Annotated in this window: 32 protein-coding genes; 14 read left to right on the forward strand and 18 right to left on the reverse strand. The window is 37.4% G+C overall.

The window, feature by feature from the left end; genetic code table 11:
• Nucleotides 1-70: 70 nt before the first annotated feature.
• From CA265_07450 to CA265_07465, 4 genes are all read right to left on the reverse strand, one after another.
• A complete protein-coding gene (locus CA265_07450) occupies nt 71-859 on the reverse strand; it encodes a 3-deoxy-D-manno-octulosonate cytidylyltransferase (protein ARS39494.1) in 789 nt (262 codons plus the stop codon).
• Entirely contained in the window at nt 856-1,059 is a 204-nt protein-coding gene (locus CA265_07455; protein ID ARS39495.1) for a hypothetical protein, read from the reverse strand. The genes CA265_07450 and CA265_07455 overlap by 4 nt, the downstream gene beginning before the upstream one ends.
• Nucleotides 1,060-1,101: 42 nt before the next feature.
• On the reverse strand, nt 1,102-1,716 hold the full coding sequence (locus CA265_07460) for a deoxynucleoside kinase (GenBank protein ID ARS39496.1): 615 nt from the start codon (nt 1,714-1,716) through the stop codon (nt 1,102-1,104).
• A gap of 78 nt (nt 1,717-1,794) precedes the next feature.
• A complete protein-coding gene (locus CA265_07465) occupies nt 1,795-2,793 on the reverse strand; it encodes a tryptophan--tRNA ligase (GenBank protein ID ARS39497.1) in 999 nt (332 codons plus the stop codon).
• A gap of 413 nt (nt 2,794-3,206) precedes the next feature.
• Between CA265_07465 and CA265_07470 the strand changes: the two genes are divergently transcribed.
• The 6 genes from CA265_07470 to CA265_07495 all read left to right on the forward strand — a co-directional run bounded on the left by CA265_07470 (nt 3,207) and on the right by CA265_07495 (nt 6,402).
• Nucleotides 3,207-3,407, forward strand: coding sequence for a hypothetical protein (locus tag CA265_07470; protein ARS39498.1), 201 nt, complete (start codon nt 3,207-3,209; stop codon nt 3,405-3,407).
• 165 nt (nt 3,408-3,572) lie between these two features.
• Entirely contained in the window at nt 3,573-4,298 is a 726-nt protein-coding gene (locus tag CA265_07475) for a 1-acyl-sn-glycerol-3-phosphate acyltransferase (GenBank protein ARS39499.1), read from the forward strand.
• A gap of 2 nt (nt 4,299-4,300) precedes the next feature.
• A complete protein-coding gene (locus tag CA265_07480; GenBank protein ID ARS39500.1) occupies nt 4,301-4,591 on the forward strand; it encodes an aspartyl/glutamyl-tRNA(Asn/Gln) amidotransferase subunit C in 291 nt (96 codons plus the stop codon).
• A 119-nt stretch (nt 4,592-4,710) separates the two neighbouring features.
• The gene (locus tag CA265_07485) at nt 4,711-5,469 is read left to right on the forward strand and encodes a macrolide ABC transporter ATP-binding protein (protein ARS39501.1); all 759 of its coding nucleotides are present in this window, start codon (nt 4,711-4,713) and stop codon (nt 5,467-5,469) included.
• Nucleotides 5,470-5,546: 77 nt separating this feature from the next.
• Nucleotides 5,547-6,095, forward strand: coding sequence for an ATP:cob(I)alamin adenosyltransferase (locus tag CA265_07490; protein ARS39502.1), 549 nt, complete (start codon nt 5,547-5,549; stop codon nt 6,093-6,095).
• An 85-nt stretch (nt 6,096-6,180) separates the two neighbouring features.
• The gene (locus CA265_07495; protein ARS39503.1) at nt 6,181-6,402 is read left to right on the forward strand and encodes a hypothetical protein; all 222 of its coding nucleotides are present in this window, start codon (nt 6,181-6,183) and stop codon (nt 6,400-6,402) included.
• Nucleotides 6,403-6,835: 433 nt separating this feature from the next.
• Here the strand turns inward: CA265_07495 and CA265_07500 are convergent, their stop codons facing one another.
• Together CA265_07500 and CA265_07505 are read right to left on the reverse strand one after the other, a co-directional pair.
• Complete coding sequence (locus CA265_07500; protein ARS39504.1) at nt 6,836-7,501, reverse strand: 2-C-methyl-D-erythritol 4-phosphate cytidylyltransferase; 666 nt, start codon at nt 7,499-7,501, stop codon at nt 6,836-6,838.
• Nucleotides 7,502-7,560: 59 nt separating this feature from the next.
• On the reverse strand, nt 7,561-8,610 hold the full coding sequence (locus tag CA265_07505) for a tRNA preQ1(34) S-adenosylmethionine ribosyltransferase-isomerase QueA (GenBank protein ARS42917.1): 1,050 nt from the start codon (nt 8,608-8,610) through the stop codon (nt 7,561-7,563).
• 200 nt (nt 8,611-8,810) lie between these two features.
• Between CA265_07505 and CA265_07510 the strand changes: the two genes are divergently transcribed.
• A complete protein-coding gene (locus CA265_07510; protein ARS39505.1) occupies nt 8,811-10,055 on the forward strand; it encodes an ABC transporter in 1,245 nt (414 codons plus the stop codon).
• 986 nt (nt 10,056-11,041) lie between these two features.
• Here the strand turns inward: CA265_07510 and CA265_07515 are convergent.
• Nucleotides 11,042-12,184, reverse strand: coding sequence for an aspartate aminotransferase (locus CA265_07515; protein ID ARS42918.1), 1,143 nt, complete (start codon nt 12,182-12,184; stop codon nt 11,042-11,044).
• A 167-nt stretch (nt 12,185-12,351) separates the two neighbouring features.
• Here CA265_07515 and CA265_07520 point away from each other — a divergent pair, with 167 nt between their 5' ends.
• Genes CA265_07520 through CA265_07530 form a run of 3 tightly spaced genes read left to right on the forward strand, consistent with a single transcriptional unit; the run spans nt 12,352 to nt 15,087 of the window.
• Nucleotides 12,352-13,338: a cation diffusion facilitator family transporter gene (locus CA265_07520; GenBank protein ARS39506.1), complete on the forward strand. Its 987-nt coding sequence runs from the start codon at nt 12,352-12,354 to the stop codon at nt 13,336-13,338.
• Entirely contained in the window at nt 13,325-13,777 is a 453-nt protein-coding gene (locus CA265_07525) for an NUDIX hydrolase (GenBank protein ID ARS39507.1), read from the forward strand. The genes CA265_07520 and CA265_07525 overlap by 14 nt, the downstream gene beginning before the upstream one ends.
• Nucleotides 13,778-13,785: 8 nt before the next feature.
• Nucleotides 13,786-15,087 carry an adenosylmethionine--8-amino-7-oxononanoate transaminase gene (locus CA265_07530; protein ID ARS39508.1) on the forward strand — a complete coding sequence of 434 codons (1,302 nt, stop codon included), beginning with the start codon at nt 13,786-13,788 and terminating at the stop codon, nt 15,085-15,087.
• Nucleotides 15,088-15,174: 87 nt separating this feature from the next.
• Here the strand turns inward: CA265_07530 and CA265_07535 are convergent, their stop codons facing one another.
• The 11 genes from CA265_07535 to CA265_07585 form a co-directional block, all read right to left on the reverse strand.
• The gene (locus CA265_07535) at nt 15,175-15,609 is read right to left on the reverse strand and encodes an ATPase (GenBank protein ID ARS39509.1); all 435 of its coding nucleotides are present in this window, start codon (nt 15,607-15,609) and stop codon (nt 15,175-15,177) included.
• Nucleotides 15,610-15,611: 2 nt separating this feature from the next.
• The gene (locus CA265_07540; protein ARS39510.1) at nt 15,612-15,929 is read right to left on the reverse strand and encodes a transcriptional regulator; all 318 of its coding nucleotides are present in this window, start codon (nt 15,927-15,929) and stop codon (nt 15,612-15,614) included.
• A gap of 87 nt (nt 15,930-16,016) precedes the next feature.
• Entirely contained in the window at nt 16,017-16,433 is a 417-nt protein-coding gene (locus tag CA265_07545) for an extradiol dioxygenase (protein ARS39511.1), read from the reverse strand.
• 293 nt (nt 16,434-16,726) lie between these two features.
• Entirely contained in the window at nt 16,727-17,062 is a 336-nt protein-coding gene (locus tag CA265_07550; protein ID ARS39512.1) for a hypothetical protein, read from the reverse strand.
• A gap of 8 nt (nt 17,063-17,070) precedes the next feature.
• The gene (locus tag CA265_07555; protein ARS39513.1) at nt 17,071-17,529 is read right to left on the reverse strand and encodes a hypothetical protein; all 459 of its coding nucleotides are present in this window, start codon (nt 17,527-17,529) and stop codon (nt 17,071-17,073) included.
• 13 nt (nt 17,530-17,542) lie between these two features.
• The gene (locus CA265_07560; GenBank protein ID ARS39514.1) at nt 17,543-18,916 is read right to left on the reverse strand and encodes a DNA polymerase III subunit epsilon; all 1,374 of its coding nucleotides are present in this window, start codon (nt 18,914-18,916) and stop codon (nt 17,543-17,545) included.
• A 126-nt stretch (nt 18,917-19,042) separates the two neighbouring features.
• Complete coding sequence (locus tag CA265_07565; protein ARS39515.1) at nt 19,043-19,672, reverse strand: hypothetical protein; 630 nt, start codon at nt 19,670-19,672, stop codon at nt 19,043-19,045.
• Nucleotides 19,673-19,682: 10 nt separating this feature from the next.
• Nucleotides 19,683-20,045 carry a hypothetical protein gene (locus tag CA265_07570; protein ID ARS39516.1) on the reverse strand — a complete coding sequence of 121 codons (363 nt, stop codon included), beginning with the start codon at nt 20,043-20,045 and terminating at the stop codon, nt 19,683-19,685.
• Between the two features lie 109 nt (nt 20,046-20,154).
• Nucleotides 20,155-20,913 carry a hypothetical protein gene (locus CA265_07575; protein ARS39517.1) on the reverse strand — a complete coding sequence of 253 codons (759 nt, stop codon included), beginning with the start codon at nt 20,911-20,913 and terminating at the stop codon, nt 20,155-20,157.
• 167 nt (nt 20,914-21,080) lie between these two features.
• A complete protein-coding gene (locus CA265_07580) occupies nt 21,081-22,160 on the reverse strand; it encodes a hypothetical protein (protein ID ARS39518.1) in 1,080 nt (359 codons plus the stop codon).
• A gap of 91 nt (nt 22,161-22,251) precedes the next feature.
• Nucleotides 22,252-22,992, reverse strand: coding sequence for a DNA-binding response regulator (locus tag CA265_07585; protein ID ARS39519.1), 741 nt, complete (start codon nt 22,990-22,992; stop codon nt 22,252-22,254).
• Between the two features lie 289 nt (nt 22,993-23,281).
• Here CA265_07585 and CA265_07590 point away from each other — a divergent pair, with 289 nt between their 5' ends.
• The 4 genes from CA265_07590 to CA265_07605 all read left to right on the forward strand — a co-directional run bounded on the left by CA265_07590 (nt 23,282) and on the right by CA265_07605 (nt 26,001).
• Nucleotides 23,282-23,557 (forward strand): hypothetical protein, encoded by a 276-nt coding sequence (locus CA265_07590; protein ID ARS39520.1) that lies wholly within the window; start codon nt 23,282-23,284, stop codon nt 23,555-23,557.
• 175 nt (nt 23,558-23,732) lie between these two features.
• Nucleotides 23,733-24,638, forward strand: a complete 906-nt coding sequence (locus tag CA265_07595) for a MerR family transcriptional regulator (GenBank protein ID ARS39521.1) — start codon at nt 23,733-23,735, stop codon at nt 24,636-24,638.
• Nucleotides 24,622-25,458, forward strand: coding sequence for a phytoene synthase (locus tag CA265_07600; protein ARS39522.1), 837 nt, complete (start codon nt 24,622-24,624; stop codon nt 25,456-25,458). The genes CA265_07595 and CA265_07600 overlap by 17 nt, the downstream gene beginning before the upstream one ends.
• Nucleotides 25,459-26,001: an isopentenyl-diphosphate delta-isomerase gene (locus CA265_07605; protein ARS39523.1), complete on the forward strand. Its 543-nt coding sequence runs from the start codon at nt 25,459-25,461 to the stop codon at nt 25,999-26,001. It begins immediately after the preceding gene.
• The last annotated feature ends 261 nt before the right edge of the window (nt 26,002-26,262 follow it).

Genomic DNA, 26,262 nt, shown 5'->3' on the forward strand with positions numbered 1-26,262 from the left:
GAATGGTTAGCGCGGGGCGTTTAGGGTTTAGGGAGTAGTAATAACCGCTAAGCCCTAAACTTATAACCAATTATTCCAGTTTCAACGCCTTAAGCAATTTATTTAGTTTCAATAAATCCTCTGGCGTGTCTATTGCAACTGTTTCTAAATCAGTTACTTTAGTCTGAATGTAAAATCCGTTTTCAATCCAGCGAAGCTGCTCTAAACTTTCGGCAATTTCTAAAGAGGATGGAGGCAATTTGGTGATGGCTTTCAACGATTCTGTCCGGTAACCATAAATACCAATATGTTTATAAAACTGATGTTTTTCTGCCCATACACCTGGTTCACCATTTCTGATAAAAGGAATTGGACTCCGGCTAAAATACATGGCACGACCGTTTACATCGATCACCACTTTAGGGCTATTGGGATTGTATACACTTTCCTGGCTTTGGATTGATTTGATTAACGTTGCCAGTTGTACTTTTTCTTCGGTAAAGCAGCTTGCCAATAATTCAATCTGGGCAGGTTCGATAAATGGTTCATCGCCTTGTATGTTGATCACAATATCGTAGCCGGGTAAAGTTTCAATCACTTCAGCGCATCTGTCGGTTCCGCTTTGGTGATCAGATGAGGTGAAGATAAATTCTCCACCAAACCGTTTTACTTCATCGGCAATCCGTTCATCATCGGTGGCAATGACTACTTTCGATAAGCTTTTGGCTTTCGATGCCTGTTCGTAAACCCTTTGGATCATGCTTTTTCCAGCAATATCTACTAACGGCTTTCCCGGAAAACGGGTAGAGGCATATCGTGCAGGAATAATTCCGATAATTTTTGGATTTCCTAACGTGGAGCTTAAATTTCTATCACTCATATATTATTTCGATAGAATTGATAAAAAACAAATATGAAGATCAATGCGATGATAATATAAGATATCGGATGTGCAAAATTGAATGTCCAACCAAGCAATTTTACACGTTTCGGAACAATTAATCTCGAATCTTTTTTATTGAAATAAAAAGTACCCCATTTCCAGTTCTCCGGATTATCGTGTTCGAAATCTTTTTCCATATTTATCACATTAAATATTTAAACCATTTAGGGGCAGGAGTGTTAAAATAAACCGTTAATCTCCGCTTCTATAGATTGGATTACCGTACCTAAATCTTCAGGGTTGTTGGTGAAATCTAACTTATCTTTATCTAAAATCAATAATTTACCCAGGTTATAACCTTTAATCCAGGCTTCGTATTTTTCGTTCAGTTTAGACAGGTAATCGATACGGATGCCTGCTTCGTATTCACGGCCACGACGCTGGATATTATTCACCAATGTAGGTACCGACGCACGCAAGTAAACCAATAAATCTGGCGGTTTAATAAAAGATGTAATATTATCAAAAATAGCCCGGTAGTTATCATGGTCACGGGTGGTCATTAGAGCCATATCATGCAGGTTTTCGGCAAAAATATGTGCATCCTCGTAAATGGTCCTGTCCTGGATGACATTACGTTTATTAACCTCAATATCGGTAATTTGCTGAAAACGGCTATTCAGGAAATAAATCTGCAGGTTAAAGCTCCATCGTTTCATGTCGCTGTAAAAATCTTCCAGATAAGGGTTATTGTCCACAGCTTCGTATAAAGCTTCCCATCCATAATTCTTGGCCAATAAGCCTGTTAAGGTAGTTTTACCGGCACCTATATTTCCTACAATTGCTATGTGCATATTTTCTTGCGTTTTGCGGTGAGCGTTTTGCGTCAGGCGATTATAGCGCCAACCGCGATCCGCTTACCACAATATTAATTAAAAACTTTTAAACCCGATTAAACTGCGAACTTCTCTGATGGTTTTTTGTGCGCTTTCACGGGCCTTTAATGCGCCGTGTTTAGCAACTTGTCTTAGGTAAGCATCATCTTTGGCAATATCCAAAATACGCTCACGCATAGGTGCAGTCGTAATAATCATATCTTCTGCCAGTTGTTTTTTGAAATCACCATAGCGGATCTGCATTTTGCTGTACAAATCTTCAAAATGTGCAAGGGTATCAGCACTCGATACCACTTTCATTAAATCAAAAAGATTCTGGATCGGCTCAGGTTTAGGTTGGTTTTCTTCTGTTGGACCACCGTCGCTAACTGCTTTCATTACTTTTTTGCGGATGGTTTCAGGATCATCAGATAGATAAACGGCATTGGCTTCACCTTCTGATTTACCCATTTTTCCTTTACCATCTAAACCAGGTACTTTAACCAGTTTGTCAGAGTAGCTAAAAGCATAAGGTTCAGGGAAATATTCCGTATTGTATAACCTGTTGAAACGGTTTCCGAAAGTACGGGCCATCTCCAAATGTTGCTCCTGATCTTTTCCAACAGGTACTTTTGTAGCCTTATGGATTAAAATATCGGCCGCCATTAGTACCGGATAGGTTAATAAACCTGCATTTACGTTATCAGGGTTGGCACGCACCTTATCTTTAAAAGAAGTACTGCGCTCCAGTTCACCCATATACGCGTTCATATTTAGATATAGGTATAACTCCGCAATTTCGGGAACATCACTTTGTATGTAAATGGTGCTGTTTTCTGGATCAATTCCACTCGCCAGGTATTCAACCAAAACATGTTTAATGTTTCCATGTAAATCGGCTGGAGTAGGATGTGTAGTTAACGAGTGTAAATCGGCAATAAAAAAGTAGCAATTATAGTCGTTCTGCATTTGAACGAAGTTTTTAACCGCACCGTAATAATTACCCAAATGTAATTTTCCTGTTGAGCGAATGCCGCTCACCACTGTTTCTTTCATAATGGCACGAAATTAAAAATAAAATACAAGCAAATCATAAATCGCTTCATTTTTAATGGTAAGATTTTTTAGAACACTCGTCATCTCGACCGGAGTGCAACGTAGTGGAACGGAGAGTCTGTCGAAGGACTAGATTTTTCTACAACTTGAGCCGATCATCCTATGGTGTGTACACATCTTTCGATGTAGGTTTTTTATACATTTTGCTAACACCCTTTAATGAAGCACAGGTTTTACCGAAGAACACCGTCAACCCCAAGTGGCGGGAGAATCAAAAAAACAGGTGCAGAAAGAACAAGTTGCAATTACAAACCTTAAACGCAGTGGTTTTGTGTTCATAAGCGCTTATTCAAAGGTTTGACGAATTTTGAACACAAAACGAAGTGCCGTTGTTTTTTTGATGAGCCAGGGTAATGAAAAGCCACATTGCCGGATTGACAAAGCGCTTTGGGTACTTTGGCGCCACAAAGTACCATGCCCCCGCGGCAAAGAGCGGAAAACAACAAAATTTATCTCTTAACTATTGTTTAATAAGAAATCAAAATCTGTTAATAGCAGGAAAGATGCTGATCCCGAAGCTTCGGGACAGCACGACGATCTTATTAAAAAAATAGGCTAAAAATAAATACAAGCTAACAAAGGTGTTTCTACCCGATAACATTCATTAGTAAGCTCAACGTGAGAATGTGGATCGAATTTTTCCTAGCGATTGGAGTCACAACACCTGCAGGATAAACACATACTTGAAATATCAAACTATTTTATATTTTTGATTATCTATGATTTATTTTCTAAGACAAGTACACCGGGTATGGTTTCTATTCTGGATACTGTTTTTTTTCGCTCTGTTCTATCCTTTATACTACGTTACTTCACGTAATGAGAAATATTACAGCATCCTGAATTTTTTCAGAAAAGCCAATAGTTTTTTGTGCAGTCTGTTTTCAGGTGTTTTTTTTCGTTTCCAGTATGAAGAAAAGCTGAATCGTAAACAAACCTATATCTACTGCGCCAACCACACCTCTAACCTGGATATCATGATTTTCTGTATTATGGGGCATGGTAAATTTCACTTTATGGGAAAGGATGAACTGCTGAATAATCCGGTATTGGGCATTTTTTTTAAAACCATCGATATTTCAGTAAACCGCGACAGTAAGATTTCGGCTTTTAAAGCATTTAAAAAAGCTGGCGAGAACCTGGAAAAAGGAATGAGTCTGATTATCTTTCCGGAAGGTAAAATTGATGATCATTACCCTCCCAAGTTAGGCGAATTTAAAAATGGTCCCTTCCGTTTGGCCATTGATAAAAATATCCCGCTGGTACCCGTGAGTATTACCGATGTTTGGAAAATTAATTGGGACGACGGCGCAAAGTATGGAAGTAAGCCAGGAATTTGCGATATTTACGTCCACAAACCCATAAATACATCAACTTTGGCCGATGTTGATGCTGATGTATTGAAAGAAAAGGTTTATACATTGATTGATAATAAGTTAGTATAGATATGAATTTAGACGCAAAAACCATCCATAAAATAGCCGATCTGGCCAGAATTCATATTGATGATAAACAGGTGGATACACTCATTCCTGAAATGAACAAAATTTTGTCATTCATGGAAAAATTAAATGAATTGGATACTTCAAATGTAAAACCGCTGGTTTATATGAACGAATCGGTAAATGTTTGGAGAGAAGATATAGTGAAACAGGAAATAGCTACGGCTGATGGCTTGAAAAACGCAGCAAAGCATAGCGACCAGTTTTTCATGGTGCCAAAAATTATTGAAAAATAATAGATCTATCGTCATGCTGAACTGAATCTGATAGTTATCGGATCAGCATCATGAGTTTTATTAATTTTTAACCGTCTTGTAACATCTTACCTGCTACGCTTGTCTAAAAAAGAAAAAACATGGAGAAACCACTCATCACGATAAAAGAAATTGGCCGTAAATATGTTATTGGATCTGAAGTGATTCACGCTTTAAAATCAGTTTCTTTAGATATTAATAAAGGCGAATTTGTAGCATTGATGGGGCCATCTGGTTCTGGTAAATCAACCCTGATGAATATTTTAGGGTGTTTGGATACACCTTCAAGCGGAACCTATGTTTTAAATGGAACCAATGTGAGTCACATGAGTGATGATGCCCTGGCAGAAGTGCGTAATCAGGAAATCGGTTTTGTTTTTCAAACCTTTAACTTATTGCCACGCTCAACATCTTTAGATAATGTAGCCTTACCTTTAATTTATGCCGGAACAAGCAAAAAGGACAGGGATGCAAGAGCCGCTAGAGCATTAGAAAATGTAGGCTTAGGTAATCGCATGGATCATAAGCCAAATGAATTATCGGGCGGTCAGCGTCAGCGTGTGGCTGTGGCCAGGGCTTTGATCAATAACCCTTCTATTATTTTAGCAGATGAGCCAACCGGTAACTTAGATACCAAAACATCAATTGAAATAATGGGTTTACTGGAAGAAATCCACAGCAAAGGCAATACCATCATTTTAGTAACACACGAAGAAGATATTGCACAGCACGCCCACCGCATTGTACGTATGCGTGATGGTTTGATTGAAAACGATTATTTAAATACCGACATCAAAAATGTATCTCCACGTTTGCAGGCTTTGAAAGATAATGGCAGCGATTGGGAGAAAATCAATTGAGGTTGATGGCATAAGGTGTAGGGCCTAAGGCTTTGAAAACCCTAAACCTTAAACCTTTCACCTTAAACCATTCCAGCATGAAAATCTACACGAAAACAGGCGATAAGGGGCAAACATCACTCATTGGTGGTACCCGTGTGCCTAAATATCATTTGCGTATCGAAACCTATGGAACTGTTGACGAATTAAATTCGTACATCGGCTTAATCATGTGTCAGGATATTGAAACGCAGGACCAGAAACTACTAAAGGAAATTCAGGACAGGTTATTTACCATTGGCTCATCGCTTGCAGCCGATCCTGAAACGTCCAGAATGAAAATCCCTGATCTGCACGATGCCGACATTACTTTGCTGGAAAATGAGATGGACCTGATGAACGAAAAGTTACCCGCTTTAAAACATTTTGTTTTGCCAGGTGGAAACACTGTAGTTTCTTACTGCCACATTGCGCGATGTGTTTGCAGAAGGGCTGAACGGCTGACCGTGGCACTTGCAGAAAATAGCTTTGTAGATGAGCGTGTAACCATTTATTTGAATCGTTTAAGCGATTATTTATTCGTTTTGGCACGAAAACTGACCGTGTATTTTAAGGCGGAAGAAAACATTTGGATTCCGCGGGTTTAATAGTGGAAAAATAAGTTTGTTTTGCTCAAAAATTTTAATATACTTTGCGCAATAATAAGAACAAGAATTTAATTGAATTGACGATATGTATTGGACATTAGAATTAGCATCGCACTTGGAAGACGCACCATGGCCTGCAACTAAAGACGAATTAATTGATTATGGTATCCGCTCTGGTGCCCCGGTAGAAGTAATTGAAAACTTACAGGCATTAGAAGATGATGGCGAACCTTATGAAACCATTGAGGAAATTTGGCCTGATTATCCAACTAAAGAAGATTTCTTCTTTAATGAGGATGAATACTAAACATCAGAAACTACAAAAAAAACCTTCCAGCTAAACTGGGAGGTTTTTTTATGCCTTCATCTCTTCATTTTTATTTCCTATATGTGAGCGCACCAATAAAATAATTACATTTTTTAAACAAAACCGAAAAGCTGAGTGTTAATACTCCAAATAATAACATTACTAAAAAATTAACACTATGGGAAATTTATTGTATTTAGTCGCAGTAGTATTGGTAATACTATGGGTGATCGGATTTATATTTCACGGCTTCGGCGACGTTGGCGGTATAATCCACGTTTTATTGGTAATCGCAGTTATTGCAATTCTGCTTAAAGTAATTGGCCGGGCTGCGTAAAAGATATATCGCACCGATATCCATGTGTTTAAATTAAGACTTTAAAGTAAGTGGATTAAAAAAGGAGTTTCATTTTTGAAACTCCTTTTTTGTATTTTAATTTTTCAGCAACAATTCGGCAAGCTCCAGATCGATGGGGTAGGTGATTTTAATGTTTCCTCTTTCTCCTTCGATGATATTAATCCCGTAGCCTACAGATTCTACTACACTTGCATCATCGGTAAAATGAACATTGAATTCCTGGTTATAAGCTTCCTTAAGAATGTTAAGGCTAAAAGTTTGTGGTGTTTGCACTAAATAAATTTCATCACGTTTTAATGCCGTTGTTTTATCGTCTCTAAGCAAGCGTACACTGTCGCTTGATTGTACTGCCGTAATCACGTTTCCCTGAAGCTCAGCTGCTTTAAAACAATTGTCGATAAGAGATTTGGAAACCAGTGGACGAACAGCATCGTGAATGGCCACATAACTTTCCTCTTCAATGGCATGGATTGCATTTTTTACCGAATGAAAACGCTCCGTGCCGCCATCGATAACCTGATGTGGTACATGGAAATTAAATTCTTCACATAACCTAAACCAGTAAGCCTGTTGATCTTTGTTGAGTACCAGTAAAATTTTAGGTTGGGTATCGCTTTGTGCAAAAGCTTTGATGGTGTGCATTAAAACCGGAAGGTTTTTGAGCAGTAGAAATTGTTTTGGGGTTTCCGTTTGCATCCGATTTCCAGAACCGCCTGCTACAATTATAGCGTAGTATTTCATAGTTGAGCGTTTAGGGTAAAGCGTTTAGGGCACAAAACCCCAAACGCCAACCGCAAAACTTATATAATTAGCATGGCATCGCCATAGCTGTAAAATTTATATTTTTCTTTTACTGCAACTTCGTAGGCATTCATTACGTTTTCGTATCCGCCAAATGCACTTACCATCATCAATAAAGTAGATTCTGGTGTGTGAAAATTGGTAATCATTGAATTTGCAATGCTGAAATCGTAAGGAGGGAAGATAAACTTGCTCGTCCAGTCGTTAGCGGCTTTTAACGTTCTGTTTGCAGAAACAGCCGATTCGATCGCACGCATAGAAGTGGTACCTACCGCACAGATTTTTCTTTTTTCCTCTAAAGCTTTGTTTACAATGTTCGCATCTTTTTGCTCGATGATAAACTGCTCAGAATCCATCTTGTGTTTGGTTAAATCTTCAACCTCAACCGTTCTGAAAGTTCCTAAACCCACATGTAACGTTACTTCTGCAAATTCTACACCTTTAAGTTCAAGGCGTTTCATCAACTCACGACTAAAGTGTAAACCTGCGGTTGGAGCAGCTACTGCACCTTCGTGTTTAGCGAAAATGGTTTGATAACGTTCTTTATCTTCAGCAGTAGCTTTACGTTTAATATATTTAGGAAGTGGAGTTTCACCTAAAATTTCAACGTTTTTTCTGAATTCTTCGTCAGTACCTTCAAATAAGAAACGGATGGTACGGCCACGTGACGTGGTATTATCTACAACCTCAGCAACCAATAAATCGTCGTCGCCAAAGTATAATTTATTGCCTACGCGGATTTTACGTGCCGGATCTACCAAAACATCCCATAAACGTAATTCCTTGTTTAATTCACGTAGCAAGAAAACCTCGATGGTTGCACCTGTTTTCTCTTTATTGCCATATAAACGGGCAGGGAAAACCTTAGTGTTATTTAATATCATTACGTCTTTGTCATCGAAATAACCTAAAACGTCTTTGAAAATTTTATGTTCAATTTTACCGCTGTCTTTATGTAAAACCATTAGGCGAGCTTCGTCGCGTTGTTCTGCCGGATTATTGGCTACTAATGATTCAGGTAAGTTGAATTTGAATTGTGATAATTTCATTCTTGATGAATTTTTTGAGGTGCAAAAATACGAATTTAATTTTTCTTTTTCGTATTTTATCAAACGCATTTTATGTATATTATGTTTTAATCATTTTAAATCAAATAATACAGGTCGATTAATGCATTGTAGACATAAAATTAATTAGTTTTGAAGATAAGCTGTAACCTTTTGAAAAGCTTTGCATCTAACCTTTAATTATGATAATCTTTAGGCTAATAGGCGAGAGTTTCCGTTTTGCATTTGATGCGTTGCGCCAGAATAAATTACGCACCATGTTGTCGCTTCTGGCTATAACAATCGGTATTTTTACCATTATTGCTGTATTCTCTGCAGTAGATACCTTTCGTGGTAAATTGCAGGCCAGTGTAGATAAACTGGGCTCAAACACCATTTATATTCAAAAATGGCCATGGAGTTTTGGCGATAATTATCCATGGTGGAAATACATGAACCGTCCTCAGCCTTCATTGCGTGATTTCGAAGCCCTCCGCGAGCGAATTGAACATGCGCAAGGCGTTACCTTCGAAATATCAACTAACGACAGGACAATCAAATACAGAAGTAACTCGGTAGAAGGCATTTCAGTATGGGCAGCCTCACACGATTTTAATAAAACCTGGAATTTCGAGCTTCAGGACGGCCGTTATTTTACTGAAAATGAGAGTAAAAATGGTACACCTGTTTGTATTTTAGGCTCTGACATTGCCGACGGACTTTTTGATGGCGATGCACCAGTGGGTAAACAAGTGCAGATTTTGGGCAGAAGATTAACCGTTGTTGGTGTTTTCAAAAAAGAAGGAGAAGATATGTTAGGTACTTCCCTTGATAAAAACGTAAATATTCCAATTGCTTTTGCAAAAGGAGTTTTAGATATTCAAAATGAACGTTACGGACCACAAATAACTGTCCGGGGTAAAGATAACGTAAGTCTGGAGGAAGTAGAAAGCGAATTGAAAGGTTTAATGCGCTCGATCCACAGAATCAGGCCAGGCCAGGAAGAAGATTTTGCGTTAAACAAAACCACCATTATTTCTAACCAGTTAGATTCGATGTTTAAAATGGTAAATATTGCCGGCTGGGTAATTGGTGGATTCTCGATCCTGGTTGGCGGTTTCAGTATTGCCAATATCATGTTTGTATCGGTTAAAGAGCGTACCAATATTATCGGTATCCAAAAATCGTTGGGCGCGAAAAATTATTTCATCCTGCTTCAATTTATATTCGAATCAATTTCGCTTTGTATTTTAGGTGGTTTGCTGGGCTTATTGCTCGTCTTTCTGCTCGCCCTGGGGATAGGTGCGGCCACAGATTTTCACATTATACTGGGCTTAAATAATATTGCCTTAGGTATTGGAATATCGATCATTATCGGCACGATTTCTGGTTTTTGGCCAGCTTATTCCGCATCAAGGTTAGATCCGGTAGAGGCAATCAGGAGTTAGTTTTTAGTTTCCAGTTGGCAGTTGGCGGTTTTCAGTTTGCAAATTCAGTGAAAGTTTTATAGTCCTTGTTTGTAACGAGGATTTGTGAGATTCACATTTGTAATGTGAACACGCAGCATCAAAAAAGATACTTTCGGCGATAAAATCGCCCTTCACGTGCATCCTCGTTGCAAACGAAGACGATGATAGTCTTTATAGTCCTCGTTTGTAACGAGGATTTGTGAGAATCACATTTGTAATGTGAACATGCAGCATCAAAAAAGGACACTTTCGGCGATAAAATCGCCCTTCACATGCATCCTCGTTGCAAACGAGGACGATGATAGTCTTTATAGTCCTTGTTTGTGACGAGGATTTGTGAGAATCACATTTGTAATGTGAACACGCAGCATCAAAAAAGATACTTTCGGCGATAAAATCGCCCTTCACGTGCATCCTCGTTGCAAACGAGGACGATGATAGTCTTTATAGTCCTTGTTTGTAACGAGGACTTTTGAGAATCACATTTGTAATGTGAACATGCGTATCAAGAAAAGATACTTTCAGTAATAAAACCGCCTTTCGCATGCACACTCATGCAAAACGATGACGATTAAGTAATCAATAGTTATTGTTTTCAGTTGCAATGCCCTTGGTTCATAAACCTTATTGAAGTGGAAAGCCCGCAAGCCCGATCCTTTATCGGGCGAGGACTTGTAACGGAAGGAAGGACTGGATGCTCCGATGAAATGCTGGCTTTCATTTTCCAAACACCATATCGTCATTTCGAGCGGAGTGCAACGTAGTCGGGAACCACGTAGTGCTCAGCGAAGCTAAATCTGTTGCTACAGATCTCTCTCCCCAACGTTCGGGACTGAGCTTCAGTCGAGATGATGAACTTTTTTTCTTGAGATAACGGTGATATAAATATAAAAACCCATGTTAACTTAATTAACATGGGTTTTTATGATGATGTTGCTAACTGAAAACCGTTAACTGAAAACTGATTAGGCTAATTTACCTAAAGCTTCTTTTATCCTTCTTAATGCTTCAACTAAACTTTCGTCAGACGCTGCGTACGATAAACGGATGTAGTTATTGTTACCAAACGAATCGCCACCAACGGTTGCTACGTGACCAACATTTAATAAATACAAAGCCAGATCAGATGAATCTTTAATTACATTTCCATCAGCATCTTTTTTACCGAAGAAAGAACTGATTTCAGGGAAAAAGTAAAAAGCACCATCAGGAAGATTTGTTTTTACACCTGGAATTTCGTTTAATAAATTATAAACCAGTTCTCTACGGCGTAAAAATGCTTCTTTCATTTCTAAAACGCTGGCTAAACCTTGCTCGTAAGCAACAATTCCAGCTCTTTGTGCGATAGAACAGGTTCCAGAAGTTGTTTGTCCCTGTAATTTATCGTTAGCAGCTGCTATTTCTTTATTAGCGGCAATGTAACCTAGTCTCCAGCCGGTCATAGCGAAAGCTTTAGAGAAACCGTTTACAATGATTACGCGGTCTTTAATACTGTCGAATTGCGCAATAGACTCATGTTTATCAACGAAATTAATGTGCTCATAAATCTCATCCGATAAAATATAGATATTTGGGTGTTTTTCGAAAACGGCAACCAGGGCTGCTAATTCTTCTTTACTGTAAACCGAACCTGTTGGGTTACAAGGTGAAGAAAACATAAATAATTTCGATTTCGGCGTAATAGCAGCTTCTAACTGTGCAGGTGTGATTTTGAAATCGCTTTCGATGTCTGTATCGATAAAAACAGATTTTCCTTCGGCCAGCGTTACCATTTCCGAGTATGAAACCCAATAAGGTGTTGGGATGATCACTTCATCATCCGGATCGATCAAAGTTAAAATAACATTCGATAAGGATTGTTTTGCACCTGTTGAAACAACGATCTGAGAAATATCATAATCCAGGTTATTTTCTGTTTTTAGCTTGTTAACGATCGCCTGGCGCAGATCTGGATAGCCCGGTACCGGCGAATAACGTGTATAATTTTCGTCTAATGCTTTTTTAGCTGCATTTTTTACGTGATCGGGTGTATTGAAATCGGGTTCGCCAACGCTTAAACTAATGATGTTAATGCCCTTAGACGCTAATTCGCGGCCAAGTTTGGTCATTTTAAGGGTTGCAGATTCAGATAGACTGTTGATTCTTTTGGATAAGGTGCTCATGGTTAATTACTTTGAGCGCAAATATATAAACCAAATATTATTCTGCACTAAAAAAGACATAGTTTTTCTCATTTAATTTATTCGATAAGCGTATTTTTGGAAAAAATATACTTGTGTCGGTAAAAAAGAAAGCAATAATAATTTCTCTGGTGGTGAGTGTGGTGCTGATGTTGGCCAAGTTTGTCGCATATTTTATTACGGGTTCAAATGCGATCTTAACAGATGCAGCAGAGAGTATTGTAAACGTAATAGCAGGCAGTTTTGCCTTTTATAGCATTTACCTCAGTACACAACCCCGCGACGAAAATCACCCTTACGGACATGGAAAAGTTGAGTTTTTCTCGGCCTTTGTTGAAGGGATATTGATTCTGATTGCGGGAGTGGTTATTATTTTCAAATCATCGTACAACCTGATCTATCCTCATGTGGTGGGGGAGTTATTAACCGGAACACTAATTATTGGTATTACCGGGTTGATTAATCTGATTGTTGGCTTGTACCTCATCAACGTCGGTAAAGATGAACATTCGATTACCTTACAAGCGGATGGCAAACATTTATTAACCGATACCTACACCAGTGGCGCCATTGTTATTGGTTTAATATTAATTCAGTTGACAAATATTATTTGGCTGGATAGCTTACTCTCCTTTTTAGTAGGCTTTTACATCGTTTATTCTGGTTATAAGCTTACCCGTGGCTCGGTTGGGGGCTTAATGGATGAAAGCGATTTTACACTTGTTGAAGAAGTAGTGGATGTTTTACAAAAGAACAGGCATAATCCCTGGATCGATGTGCATAATCTGCGTACGCAGCAATATGGCCCTGAATTTCACATCGATTGCCACGTTACATTACCCTACTATTTTGATTTAAATAAAGTTCATCGTGAAATTTCGCAGATTGATGAACTGATCAACAAAAATGGCTTCCGTAAAGCAGAGCTATTCATTCATGCAGACCCCTGTTTGCCTGAGTGTTGTCATTATTGCCATATGAGCGAATGCCCGGTTAGGGCTGAAGCTTTTAGAAAAGAAATTGTTTGGACACCTGAAATAGTAATCAAAAATAAAAAGCACTTCGAAAATGAGCTACTTTAATGTTAGGGTTTATGGATTGTTAATTAACCAGAATAATGAGGTTTTGGTGAGTGATGAGGAAGAATATGGTTTCCGTTTCAGTAAGTTTCCTGGTGGTGGATTAGAACTCGGTGAGGGCTTAATTGATGGCTTAAAACGTGAGTTTGTAGAAGAGTGTGCTGCTGAAATTGAGGTGTTATCTCATTTTTATACTACAGATTTTTTCGAAAAATCATCATTTAACGATAGCCAGGTCATCAGCGTGTATTATCTCGTAAAAGAAAAAGCACCTTTACAGCTGGCCTTTAAGGATACCATTTACGATTTCGATGGGGAAGGTGAAATTCTTCAGGCATTTAGGTGGGTGAAAATTGAGGATTTAAGTATTGAAGATATCACCTTTAAAACAGATAAAACCGTAGGTCAGCTTTTAAAAGATCAATATTCATTTGAACAGTAATAATTTTTATGTCAGATTTCTCCAAACCCCAAACGCCGGACTCCAAGCTTAACTTAACTGAACGCGATCAAAAGGTAATCTGGCATCCTTACACGCAAATGAAGAATGCGTTGCCCCACATCCCCATTGTTAGGGGAGAAGGTGTTTATGTTTTTGATGAAAGCGGAAAAAGATATATCGATGCAGTTTCCTCCTGGTGGGTTAATATTCATGGCCATTCACACCCTTATATTGCACAAAAAGTAGCAGAACAGCTTAATGTGCTGGAGCATGTGATTTTTGCAGGTTTTACGCATGAACCCGCTGTATTATTGGCAGAAAGGCTGTTGCCTATATTACCGGGTAAGCAGGATAAAGTTTTTTATACGGATAACGGATCAACAGCGGTAGAGGTGGCTTTAAAAATGTGCCTGCAGTACTGGGACAATAAAGGCACGCCAAAAACGAAGATTTTAGCCTTTAAAAACGCCTATCATGGCGATACTTTTGGCGCGATGTCTGTTAGTGGTCGCAGTATTTTTACGGATGCTTTTAATAGTTTGTTATTCGATGTTGAGTTTATCGATCTCCCTAACGAATACAATATCTCACATCTCACATCTCATCTATCAAATCTTAGCGATACCGCTTGTTTTATCTTCGAACCACTCATCCTGGGATCTGGCGGGATGCTCATGTATGAGGCTAAATATTTGGATCAGCTTTTATCCGCCTGCAAAGAAGCAGGGATTTTAACTATTGCTGATGAGGTAATGACGGGTTTTGGCAGAACAGGAACTTACTTTGCCTGCGAGAAACTAATTAACAAACCTGATATTATTTGTTTAAGCAAAGGTTTAACCGGCGGGACAATGCCTTTAGGTGTAACCACCTGTACCAATGAGATTTTTGAAGCATTTTTAAGTGATGATAAATTAAAAACGCTTTACCATGGACACTCTTTTACGGCAAACCCGATTGCTTGTGTTGCTTCGCTGGCGAGTTTAGATATCTTATTAAAAAGTGAAACGCTTCAGAATATCAAACGGGTAGAAGCCAAACATGCTGTTTTTCTGGAAGAGATTAAAACTCATCCTAAAGTTAAAGCCATCAGGCAAACGGGAACCATTATTGCCATTGAGTGGGAGACAGGAAATGAAACTTCTTATTTAAGTAATCTCCGTAATTTATTGTACGCTTACTTTTTAGATAAAGGGATAATATTAAGACCATTAGGCAATATCATCTATATCCTGCCTCCATATGTCATCAGTGATGAAGACCTGGATTATATTTATGCAACGATAAAATTAGCACTGGAAGAGATATAGGTAGCTATTAAGAAAGTTTAAGTTGTCAAAGAAACTTTAAGGTCGTAGCGAGACGCTACGACCAGTATTTTGACGAAACAAGAGAAATCACGCTGCTGGTTCTAAATAATTTTTAAGCGCATCATTAACAAAATAAGTCCAGCCACCGTTGAAACTGGTTTTGGCAAAATCGGGCCCGTTCTCAGCAAAACTTTCTATTCCACTGTGTGTTAATTTCAATCTGGTTTGCTCACCTTGCTCGAATAACTCCCAGCTAACAACCGAATTGCCTGGATAGCCATCATATCGCCAGGTGTAAGCCAGTTTTCTGCCCTCAACAATTTCTGTTATTTCGCAACGATGTAAATATTGTGGTCCATCATCGGGTCCGCCGGAAAACTCAAATTTAAAACCCACTTCAGGTTTAAAGTTTTCCAACTGAAAATACCATTGTTTAATTTCGTTATTATCGGTTAAAGCTTTCCAAACTTTTTCGATAGGGGCGTTGTAGACCCGCTCTACAATAACTGGTTCGTTTTTCATCTTTATTTTGATTTAGTTTCTTTTGATAAGTGTATTTCTAAAGCATCTAATTTGCCTGTCCAAAAAGTTCGGTATTGTTCTATCCACTTAGCTACTTCTGCAAGTTTTTGAAATTTTATGTTACAATATCGGTCACGACCTTGTTGCGTAATTTCTACTAAACCGCATTCTGTTAAAACTTTAATGTGTTGCGAAATGGCCGGCCGGCTCATGTCGAAATTTTCGGCAATTGCATTTAGATTTAAGGTATTATGCGCAATCAGATTGATGATTTCTCTTCGGGTAGGATCGGCAATGGCTTGAAATACATCTCTTCTCATAAATTAATTGCGTAAGTGATTGCTTACAAATATACATGTAAGTAATCGCTTACGCAAATTTTGGGTTATATTTTTAAGTAATAAAAACTAGCCTAAAGGCATTTTGCTCATGTCCATATAAAGAATGCTCCACCTTTGTCCGTCCAGGTCAACAAAACCACAACCATACATCCAGCCATCTTTGTAGCCTGGCTCGCCATAAAGCGTACCACCGGCCGCTATCACTTTTTGAGCAAGGTCATCTACCTCTTCCGGACTTTCTGCATCGAAAGAGAACAATACTTCAGCACCATGGCGTTTATCGGCAATGTTGGTTCCTGCAAAGCCCTCGTACAAAGCTTCTTCAAAAAGCATAATGGCCAAATTGCTTTCTCCTACTAAAAAGCAGGCAGAATCTTCGCGGGCGCCATACTGTAAGTTAAGGGTGAAACCGAGTTGCGTGAAGAATGCTTTAGACTTATTAATGTCTTTTACCGGAAGATTTATCCAAAGTGATTTTATCATAACGTTTTATATTTTGATGTAAGTAAAGATAGGTAAGCGGCAATAGACTTATCCTTGGCAAAAAAGAAAATTTACAGGGCTATTTGAGACAATTAGGTTATTGTAATTACTTATATTTTCTTCTATTCCTTATGTGGTTAAAGTATTGCGGCAATGTGCGCCTTATAAATCATAGTGCTTTATTAGCTTATGTTCTTATAAGCTCATAGGCTTAACTAGTTAGTAAAGTTATTGGACTGATTCTTGCCATATAAGGCATTTAAGGGAATTTCAGCTCATAATGTTAATTGTACTTAATATTTATATTTTTCAGAAAGCTTTTTAGGTGCCACGTTACAATAAGAAAGTGTAAGCGCATCGATGATCATTTCATCTGGTAATGTGGTTAGGTCAAAAATAGTCCAGCCTTGTTTACCCCAGGCCCCGGTAGCCGGGCGTATTTGATTTGAATCATAATCGCAGAAAACAGACTGATCAACTGCTGATAATTTGAATGTCGCCTGCATTTTCTGAAGATTTAATGTTGCAAAGATCTTTTTATTTACACGAAAAGAAGTTTTTTCGAAATGTGGCAGTTCCATAACTTCATCAAAAGATAGACAATGTGTTATAAAGGTTAAATTATCCATAAGAGTTATTACTGGATGAAGGAGACTTGATTACTATTGAAAATCTGCTCAGGAAATCGGTCGTTGATTAGTAAGGTTAATGTTTTGGCCGGTTTTTGATTCTTATCGATGAAATAAAGCGTATTAGCCTTTAATTTAACAGGTAGTTCATCAGGCATATCGAAATGATACTGCGCCTTGAATTTTTTATCTGCATTATAGAATATAAGTCTACTATGACCATGATATACTATTGCAGCTTTAATTCTACTAAATTCTTTAACTACATAAAACTTAACTTTTCCATTTTTATCTGTTATTTTCCCCAGATAGATTGATCTTAAATCGCCGTTTTTTGTTTTTTGAAATATATTTTTACCAATATTTTTCTGGGCTAAATCTATGTTTGGATCATCAATATTTTGACCTGAACACCAGGCATATGAAATTAATAACAACAGGATAATTGAGAGGCTCTTGGGCAGCATTTGATTAAATTTCCTACAATTTATACAATTTCTGTGGATGTTGTTCTGCGTAATTGAGAATTAAATTTAAAATATAACTGTTGGATGGATAGATAGATAAATCATTTTTAATGGGAGCCAGGCCATCTGATAAATAATTTTTATCTGTAAAATAACCCATCCCATAAAACTTTCCCTTTTCCACCACCAGGCAGCTAAATTCTTCCTCTTTTCTGCCTTCATCTACCAATGCAAAACTGGGTTGCTGGTTTTGAATGTCGCTTAATGCCGCATTTAGTTTTTTGTTGTAAACGGCTACGGTTTCTATGCCACTGCATGCACCAAAACATTGGCCATTTTCATGGGCATAACATTTGGTTGCCGTTTTTTGCAAATAACAAAGCTTTGCACAAAGCTGGTACTTATCAACCAGTTGGTTTAAGAAATTATAGCCTTCCAACAAGCTATTGAAACTCTGTAGGGCGTTATTGTTCTTTTTATGTTTATCAATGGCTAAACGTAAATAACCGTTTTGATCTTCGAAAACATATAAATCATATTTATGCTCATAACGTTTCATGGCGCGGTTATTTTCCGGCCAGAGGCGTTTAATTTCATTGGCTTCTAAAATTAAAGCCATCAGTTCGGTACCACAAATTACATAATCTACGTGATGAATTGTGCGTAAAAAATCCTGACGCTGCCGGTTAGGTGTATTACCTGTAAAGTGGCTGGTTACACGTTTCTTCAGGTTTTTCGCTTTTCCAACATAAATAATTTTGCCCTTACTATCTTTAAAATAATATACACCAGGCTGATTGGGCAACCTCAAAATACAGGCTTTATCTAAATGAGGCGGTAAAACCTGCTCTTTTGATGTTTTCTTCAGCATTTCTGCTATGGTACCTTCCTGATCGTGTTCCAGTAATAAATTGAAAAGGATACTTGTAGCATCTGCATCTCCTGCTGCCCGGTGCCGGTTTTGAATCGGAATCTGCAAAGCTGTACAGAGTTTACCCAGGCTATACGAAGATTTTCCTGGTATTAGTTTTCTGCTCAACCGCACCGTACACAGTTTTTTACACTGTAAATCGTATCCTGCGGCTGCCAAATGATGCTTCAAAAAGGAATAATCGAAGTTAACATTGTGAGCTACAAAAATCTTATCATTTAACAGTTGATAAATCTGTAATGCCACGTCATCAAAAGTTGGGGCATCCATTAACATGTGATCATCAATACCGGTAAGTGCCGTAATGTAAGCGGGTATAGCTTGCTTAGGATTAATCAGGGTAGTGTATGATTCAACTATTTGATTGCCATCATGGATGTTAATGGCAACCTCGGTAATACCATTTGCTGAGGCATGGCCGCCAGTGGTTTCAATATCTACAACTGCGTATAACATTAAATTAATTTGAAATACAAATCTATGCTAAAATAATTAGTATGAAAATAATTTTGATTATTTCTTTAGCATAAAAAAAACGGCTACCTATTTAACGTAACCGCTCCTGTATTTTGTATGTCGATGTTATTTAAGTTTACTGAGCAGTTTACTTAAATTAGGTTTAATGCCCACAGAAATTGGTACCGTGTTAAAAGCCCGGTTCTGGATTTTGCTAAAACCGTACATGTAACTGGCCTCCACAAATAAATTAGCACCGCCAATATTGTATTCGATACCGGCACCACCTTCTGCAATGCCTAAACTATTCGATTTATTATCCTGGGTAACCTGCAAAGTTGAGGTATTAACCCCCGCCTGTGGCGTAAGGATAATTCCACCGCCAGCCCCTGCAAAACCATAAAATGCCCATTTATTGACAATTTTACGGTAACCTAATGCCACATTTAATAAATAAGTGGTTGCTCTTCCTTTCTGTAGCGTGTAGGTATATCCTGCATCTGGCGTAATCTGGTTAAAGGTGAAAGCATGTAAACTTACTTTCGGATAAAGGAACAAACCGCCATCGCCTAAACCTAAATTTAAACCTAATGATGTTGAAAATTTAGGCTTAAAATAATCCGAAGTTTCACCCATTGGGAATGCAAAGCCGATTCCACTCATCGAATAAAGTTTATCTGGTCTGCTTTGCGCTTTTACCTGGATGGATACTACTGTACATAACAATAGAAGAGATGTTAATAATTTTAATTTCATATCTGATTTTTTAATTTTCGGTTAAAGCATTTACTTTTTGGAGTAAATCTGCTATGTTAAAGGGTTTTTCTAAATAATCGTCGGGATGATATTTTTGTGATGTGATATAATTTTCATCATACCTGGCCGATGCCATAATAATGGGGATACGCGCTGTTTCAGGATTTAACCTTAACTCTTTAAATACCGCACGCCCATCCATTCCATTCAACATAATGTCTAGAATAATCAGATCGGGATTAAAATCTCTTATGGTTTTAAAAATATACCGTGGCGATAGTAGCGGATAAACTTTATAATGTTCAGTTTCTAATACATCCTGGAAAACTTCTAATACATCTGGATCATCATCCACAATCAACACTCTTTTCAAAACAGATCAATTAATTAATAATAGTCTATCCTAATACAAAGTTTTGAAGGGAATGTTTTGATCAAACGTTAAAAACTGATTGGAGATGATGATGGGCGGTTATTAAAGACTACATTATAGCGCCGGGACGGGGTTTTTCCTGGAGTAAATTGTTCTTGATGAAATTTGCGAAAAGTTCGATGTATGTACCTGAAACGGTAAAAGATGTTTCCTCTGAAAGCAGTATTCTATTTCCAAGTACACTTTTGATGTGCTGTTTGGCGATTACAACAGTAGGATTAATCTGGATAAATGCAGAATGTTTTTTTAACATTTTCAAAGTCTTGATGAAATTAGATTTTGAACTTAAAAAAGCATTTTTTGTCGTTTTAAACTGAATATCTTCTCCCATTTCCTCTACCGCAATTAACTCGTTCAGATCTATTCTAACCAGGTCGCCATTTTCACCCTGTAAAGGGATGTAAAAAAAATGATCGTCGAAAATAGACAAAGCATGTTGTACTTTTTTCCCGGTTGGGTAAAGGTTGTTTATTGTTTTAGCAAAATGCAAAATAGAGTAGGGCTTAAGTAAATAAGCATCTGCGTCAACCTTAAAGGCATCAATGGCATACCTTGGGTGTGCGGTGGTGAAAACCAAGTGTTTTGTTTTTTGCCTCAGCAGGCTTGCCAGTTCAATTCCGGATAGTGAGGGCATTTCGACATCCATAAAAATAATGTCGACAGGGTTAGCTACCGATATTTCTGCGAGGGCCTGGAGCGGTTCAGTAAAAGTTTGGATAAGTTTTAAATCAGGCAGCTTATCCATATATGCTATTAAGCTCTCCAGGGAATGAGGATCGTCATCAATAGCGATACAACTTATTGACATTTTTTATAGGTTTAGTTGATGCAAATTACAATTTCAGCCAGTAAAATGAAAAAAAAACACATTCGAAACGGATTTTTACGTATTCGGCAAGGAAAATCAGCTTTTCTTTTGAGATTATTGCTTAATCTGAAATTTTAGATTAAAATTATTAAATGAGGTATTGCTGATTATAATTTAATGGTTAGCATTACCTTAAAATAGTGGTTTGAATCAGCAAAGTAATTGAATTCGGCACTTTTGCCATAGGTGTAAGCTAAACGTTTCCTGATGTTTTCCATTCCTGAACTTAAACCTGAATTATCTTTAACTGCCCTGATTAAGTTTGAGGTTTCTATAATAAGCTGATCATGTTCAGTCCTCAGGCTCACTTCGGCAGGATGTGATTCAGTAAGCAGCTCGCCATGTTTAAACATGTTTTCTACCAAAGTGGTTAACACTAAAGGAATGATTTTAATGTTACGTATTTCGTCGTCGTACCAGAAACGGAGCTGTACGTGGTGATCTTTACGCAGCTGATGCAGGTTGATGAGGTTTTCGACCTGATTAATCTCCTCGTCGAGCAAAATAAATTCCCTGTCCTTATTGCTGTCGACCGAATAGCGCATCATCTCTGAAAGAGAATGGATGGCTTCTGCGGCAACCGGAGAAGAATCTTTAGCATTTTGATAAATAAAATCGAGCGTATTAAACAACAGATGAGGCTGTATTTGCGCCTTTAAAAAGGCATTTTCTGATTTAGCGATTTGGATAATGTTATTTAAACGTTGTTTTTCCAGATCTTCGATCTTCTTCCGCTCTTCGAGAAAATTAAGGAGAAAATAATAACTGGTAGCAAAACACATAAAATATATGGCGCGGTAAATCGGCGCAGCAAAAAAAGCCGCGTTAAATATTAGTTTAATGGGACCATTATAGTCGGTATAATTAATTACAATATAATCTAAACAAACCGTTAGGATTAAATAAGCAGCCAGTTCGAGTAAAATGAATAAGGGTAATTTCCACCACCTTTCGTTAAGTTTTTTAAGGGCAAAAGCCAAAACAACGTGTGCATGAAAATAAAAGGTAGCGATGTTTAAACTATAAAAAATAACATAAGTACTCAGTGTAGAGAACCTGCCGGCAAAGATACCGATGATGATGGCTTCGTAGAATATGAATATGGTCCAAACTAAAATGTGCAGTTTTTTGTCGGAAAACCAGTTTAGAATTTTGTTAAAATTATTCTTTTTAGGGGTAGGCGTCATTTGGCTAGTTAATTGGGGAACGGCTATATATGCTAAACAATAAACCGTCAGCGTTTAATTGTTTAGATAACGAAAATACTAAAAAATTAGTTTACGATCGGTTAGTTTTAATCGTTTTCTCTTTGATGTAGTCCTGTATGCTCTCACGGTAACTATTTCCAATGTTGATGGTGAGGTCGTTAATCATTTTTAAGGTATGACCTTCTACTTTCTCAATGTAGTTTTTAGCGATAATAAACGAGCGGTGTGCCTGGGCAAAATTCTGATAATCTTTTAAAATGATTTTTATCTCTGATAATGCAATGTAGGATACAATCGTTTCGTTCAAGGTAAAAATCCGGACATAGTTTTGCAGACTTTCTATCGCCACGATATCGGTATACCTTACCTTAATCAAATTGTTCTTTTCATTTTTGTTCCTTACAAAGAAATAGTCATCCTCTTGTTTAATATTAACATTTGGTAAACTGGGACTGAGGGGAAATAACCTGTTGATGGTTTCCGCAAAACGGGCAAAGGTGTAGGGTTTTAATAAATAAGCGCTTGCATTCATTTCAAAAGCTTCATAGGCATATTTGGAATGCGAGGTAGTAAATATTAATTTATCTGTTTTATGTCTGATGGCTTTTGATAATTCTAATCCCGAAATCATAGGCATATCAACATCTATAAAAACAATGTCAACACGATCTCCTGCCGTAATTTCATTTAATGCCTGTAACGGATCTGTATACGATTTTATTAAATGAATATTTGTGAGATTATTGATGTATGATTTTATACCGTTGACGGCGTGAATGTCGTCATCAATTACGATACATGTTAATTTCATTAGGTGTGTTTTAAGGTTAAGCGAAATTATAGCTTGCGTTTTAAATAAAGAAATTATTTTGGACCTGTAATCATGTTTAGTTGGTTTTTGTAGTAAATATGATACGTATATGTTTTTTCCTGCAAGAATTAAAATCAGTAAAATACAATGACAGCGCTTTTTACAAAATGAAATAAAACAAATTGATTTAATTGCTTGTATAACAATATATTGTATTTTGAAACGTAGTTATTAATGGATATATTTATTAACCAAAATAATCATCCCTAATTATCTAAAACAATATCCCATGAAAAATAGAATTCGCACCACCAATAGATTAAACGTGTCTATAACTAAAAAGGTTATTGAGCTGCAGGAGCAGGGTTACGACTGCGATTTTCTGCTGCTGGCCAATGGCAGTTTGCAATGCATGCAAACTAACTTAAATTACCCGCTAAGTACGGTGGCGATAAAACAAAGGGAACATGGTTACGATTTCTTCAGCCATTCGTACAAACACGTACATACCATAGAGACAGGTAACGGGGAAAGGGGAGTATTACTTACCGAAAAAGCATTTTAACCGATTGCTTTATGCGGCTGATCTATAATTAAATTTACCAGGTTTAATAGTAAGTATTTTTGATCTATGCGCAATTCCAATAGGAATAGCAGGCCATGCATTTAGGGTATTTAGTGAAAAAAACTTTTTCATTTTCTTTTTGTTTAGATTTTATTGAATATATTTAAACAAAATAATGAATTACTCCATTTCAGATCTTGAACAGCTTTCGGGCATTCATTCTCATACCATCAGGATCTGGGAGCAACGATACAATGCGCTGAATCCGATGCGATCTCAGGGTAATACACGTTTATATGATGATAAGCAGCTCAGAAAGCTATTAAACATCGTTAGTTTAAATAAAAGCGGCTTAAAAATTTCTAAAATCTGCAGTCTCTCTGATGCGGAGATGGATCAACTTATTGATCAACAGTTTTCATATTCAGCTGATGATGAGCAGGCCGATCATTATGTTTCTCAACTGATCAGTCATGGTTTAGCCTTTGATGAGCGCGCCTTTAATCAGTTAATAGATCAAGGCATTGATCAGTTAGGACTTTCAGACTGCTACCGGAAAATTATTTATCCATTGCTGGTTCGCTTGGGATTAATGTGGCAAAAAGATGATGTTTGCCCCGCTCACGAGCATTTTTTATCCAATATTATCCGTCAAAAAATATTTAGCCATATCAATAATCTTCCCTTAACAAGGCATTCTGGTGAAAGCTGGCTTCTTTTTTTACCAGAAGACGAAGATCATGATATCGGGCTGCTTTTTGCCAGTTATATGCTGAGGCTGCATCACCATCAGGTTATTTTTTTAGGTAGCAAAGTTCCGTTGGATTCGATCAAGCGCGTATTTTCTACCTTAAATGTAGGTCATGTGTTGCTTTTTATGATAAAATCCAGATTAGTGCCTGCCGCTCAAAAATATATAGATCAATTGTCTGAAATATGCTCATCCACTAAAATCCATCTTGCTGGAAACAGCCAGGTTATCGGTAAACTCAAGAATATCGATCACATCAACTGGTTTAAAACGCTCGATGAATTTGAAAAAACAATACAATATCCCGTTTTACATGAAAGAAATATTTGATCAACTATCTGCCGATTGTAGCCGGCTTACCACTAAGTTATATAGTACCAGCTTCTCTTATGGTATTTATTTTCTTGGTAAAGAACTGCGCCAACCTATACATGCTATTTATGGGTTTGTACGTTTAGCTGATGAAATTGTAGATAGTTTCCATCATTATGACAAGAAATTTTTATTAGATAAATTTAAACTCGATACTTTCGAGGCCCTCAACCTGGGCATTAGTTTAAACCCCATCTTAAATTCCTTTCAAAAGGTTGTCAATCAATACCAGATAGATCAGGAACTGATTGTTCTTTTTCTTAGGAGTATGGAGATGGATCTTTCGACACTAAAATATACTCCTGATCTTTACAACGAATATATCCTCGGCTCTGCAGAAGTGGTAGGCTTAATGTGTTTAAAGGTTTTTACCCATGGTAGCAGTGCAGATTACGAACAGTTGAAACCTTATGCCATGAAATTGGGTTCCGCATTCCAAAAGGTTAATTTTTTGAGGGATGTTAAGGCTGATCATCAAACACTTAGCCGGAATTATTTCCCTAACGTTAATTTAGCCCTTTTCTGTGATCATCAAAAAAAACAAATTGAAGAAGAAATTGAAGCAGAATTTGCAACCGCGTTAATCGGTATTAAGCTGTTGCCCACAGCTTCCAGAAATGGCGTATATTTGTCCTATATCTATTACAAAAAATTATTCGCGAAGATAAAGCGTTTAAGTGCTGAAAAAATTATGACTGAAAGGATCAGAATTTCGAACACATATAAAGTTGGTTTGATGTTTGATTCGATTATTCGTAATAAGTTAAATGTAATTTAAATGGAAGAGCAAGTTATTCTGGTTGATGAGGAGGATGTGCCGAAAGGGCAGATGGATAAAATGGAAGCACACGAAAAAGGCATATTACACCGTGCTTTTTCTGTTTTTATTTTTAATTCTAAACGCGAACTGTTGCTGCAACAAAGGGCAATGAGCAAATACCATTCGGCAGGTTTATGGACGAATACCTGTTGCAGTCACCCCCGGATTGGAGAAAGTAATATCCATGCAGCAAGAAGAAGGTTGATGGAAGAAATGGGAATGGATTGCGAATTGAATTACCTGTTTAAATTTACCTACAAGGCCATATTTGAGGACGGCTTAACGGAACATGAGGTAGACCATGTTTTTTTTGGCATGAGTGATGAATTGCCAGTGATAAACCGCGATGAAGTAGAAACTTTTAAGTATATGGATTTAGAGGCTTTGGCACAAGATATTGCCGTTAATCCGGGCGCTTACACGCCATGGTTAAGGATCTGTTTAGATAAAGTGGTCACACACGCATCAACGGCTAAAACAAAAAACGGGCATACAGCCTAAGCCATATACCCGTATCTAAATTAACGCTCTCGAGGACAAATATAGGACTAGTTTGCAAAATTCCTAAACGTTTAACATTTCTTTTACTTTAAGATTATAGTTCGCAGTTTGGATTGGTGTCGGCCTGTAAATTAAGGCATTAATATATAGCTATTTATAAGTATGGACGAAAATAAATGCCAGAAAATATTTTTTTTCTCTAAGTCAATTTGTTTCTGATATTTCATCTGGTTGTATTTTGTTGATCTGTTTTAAGCGGCT

The organism is Sphingobacteriaceae bacterium GW460-11-11-14-LB5, from assembly GCA_002151545.1.
In the GTDB taxonomy this organism is placed as follows: domain Bacteria; phylum Bacteroidota; class Bacteroidia; order Sphingobacteriales; family Sphingobacteriaceae; genus Pedobacter.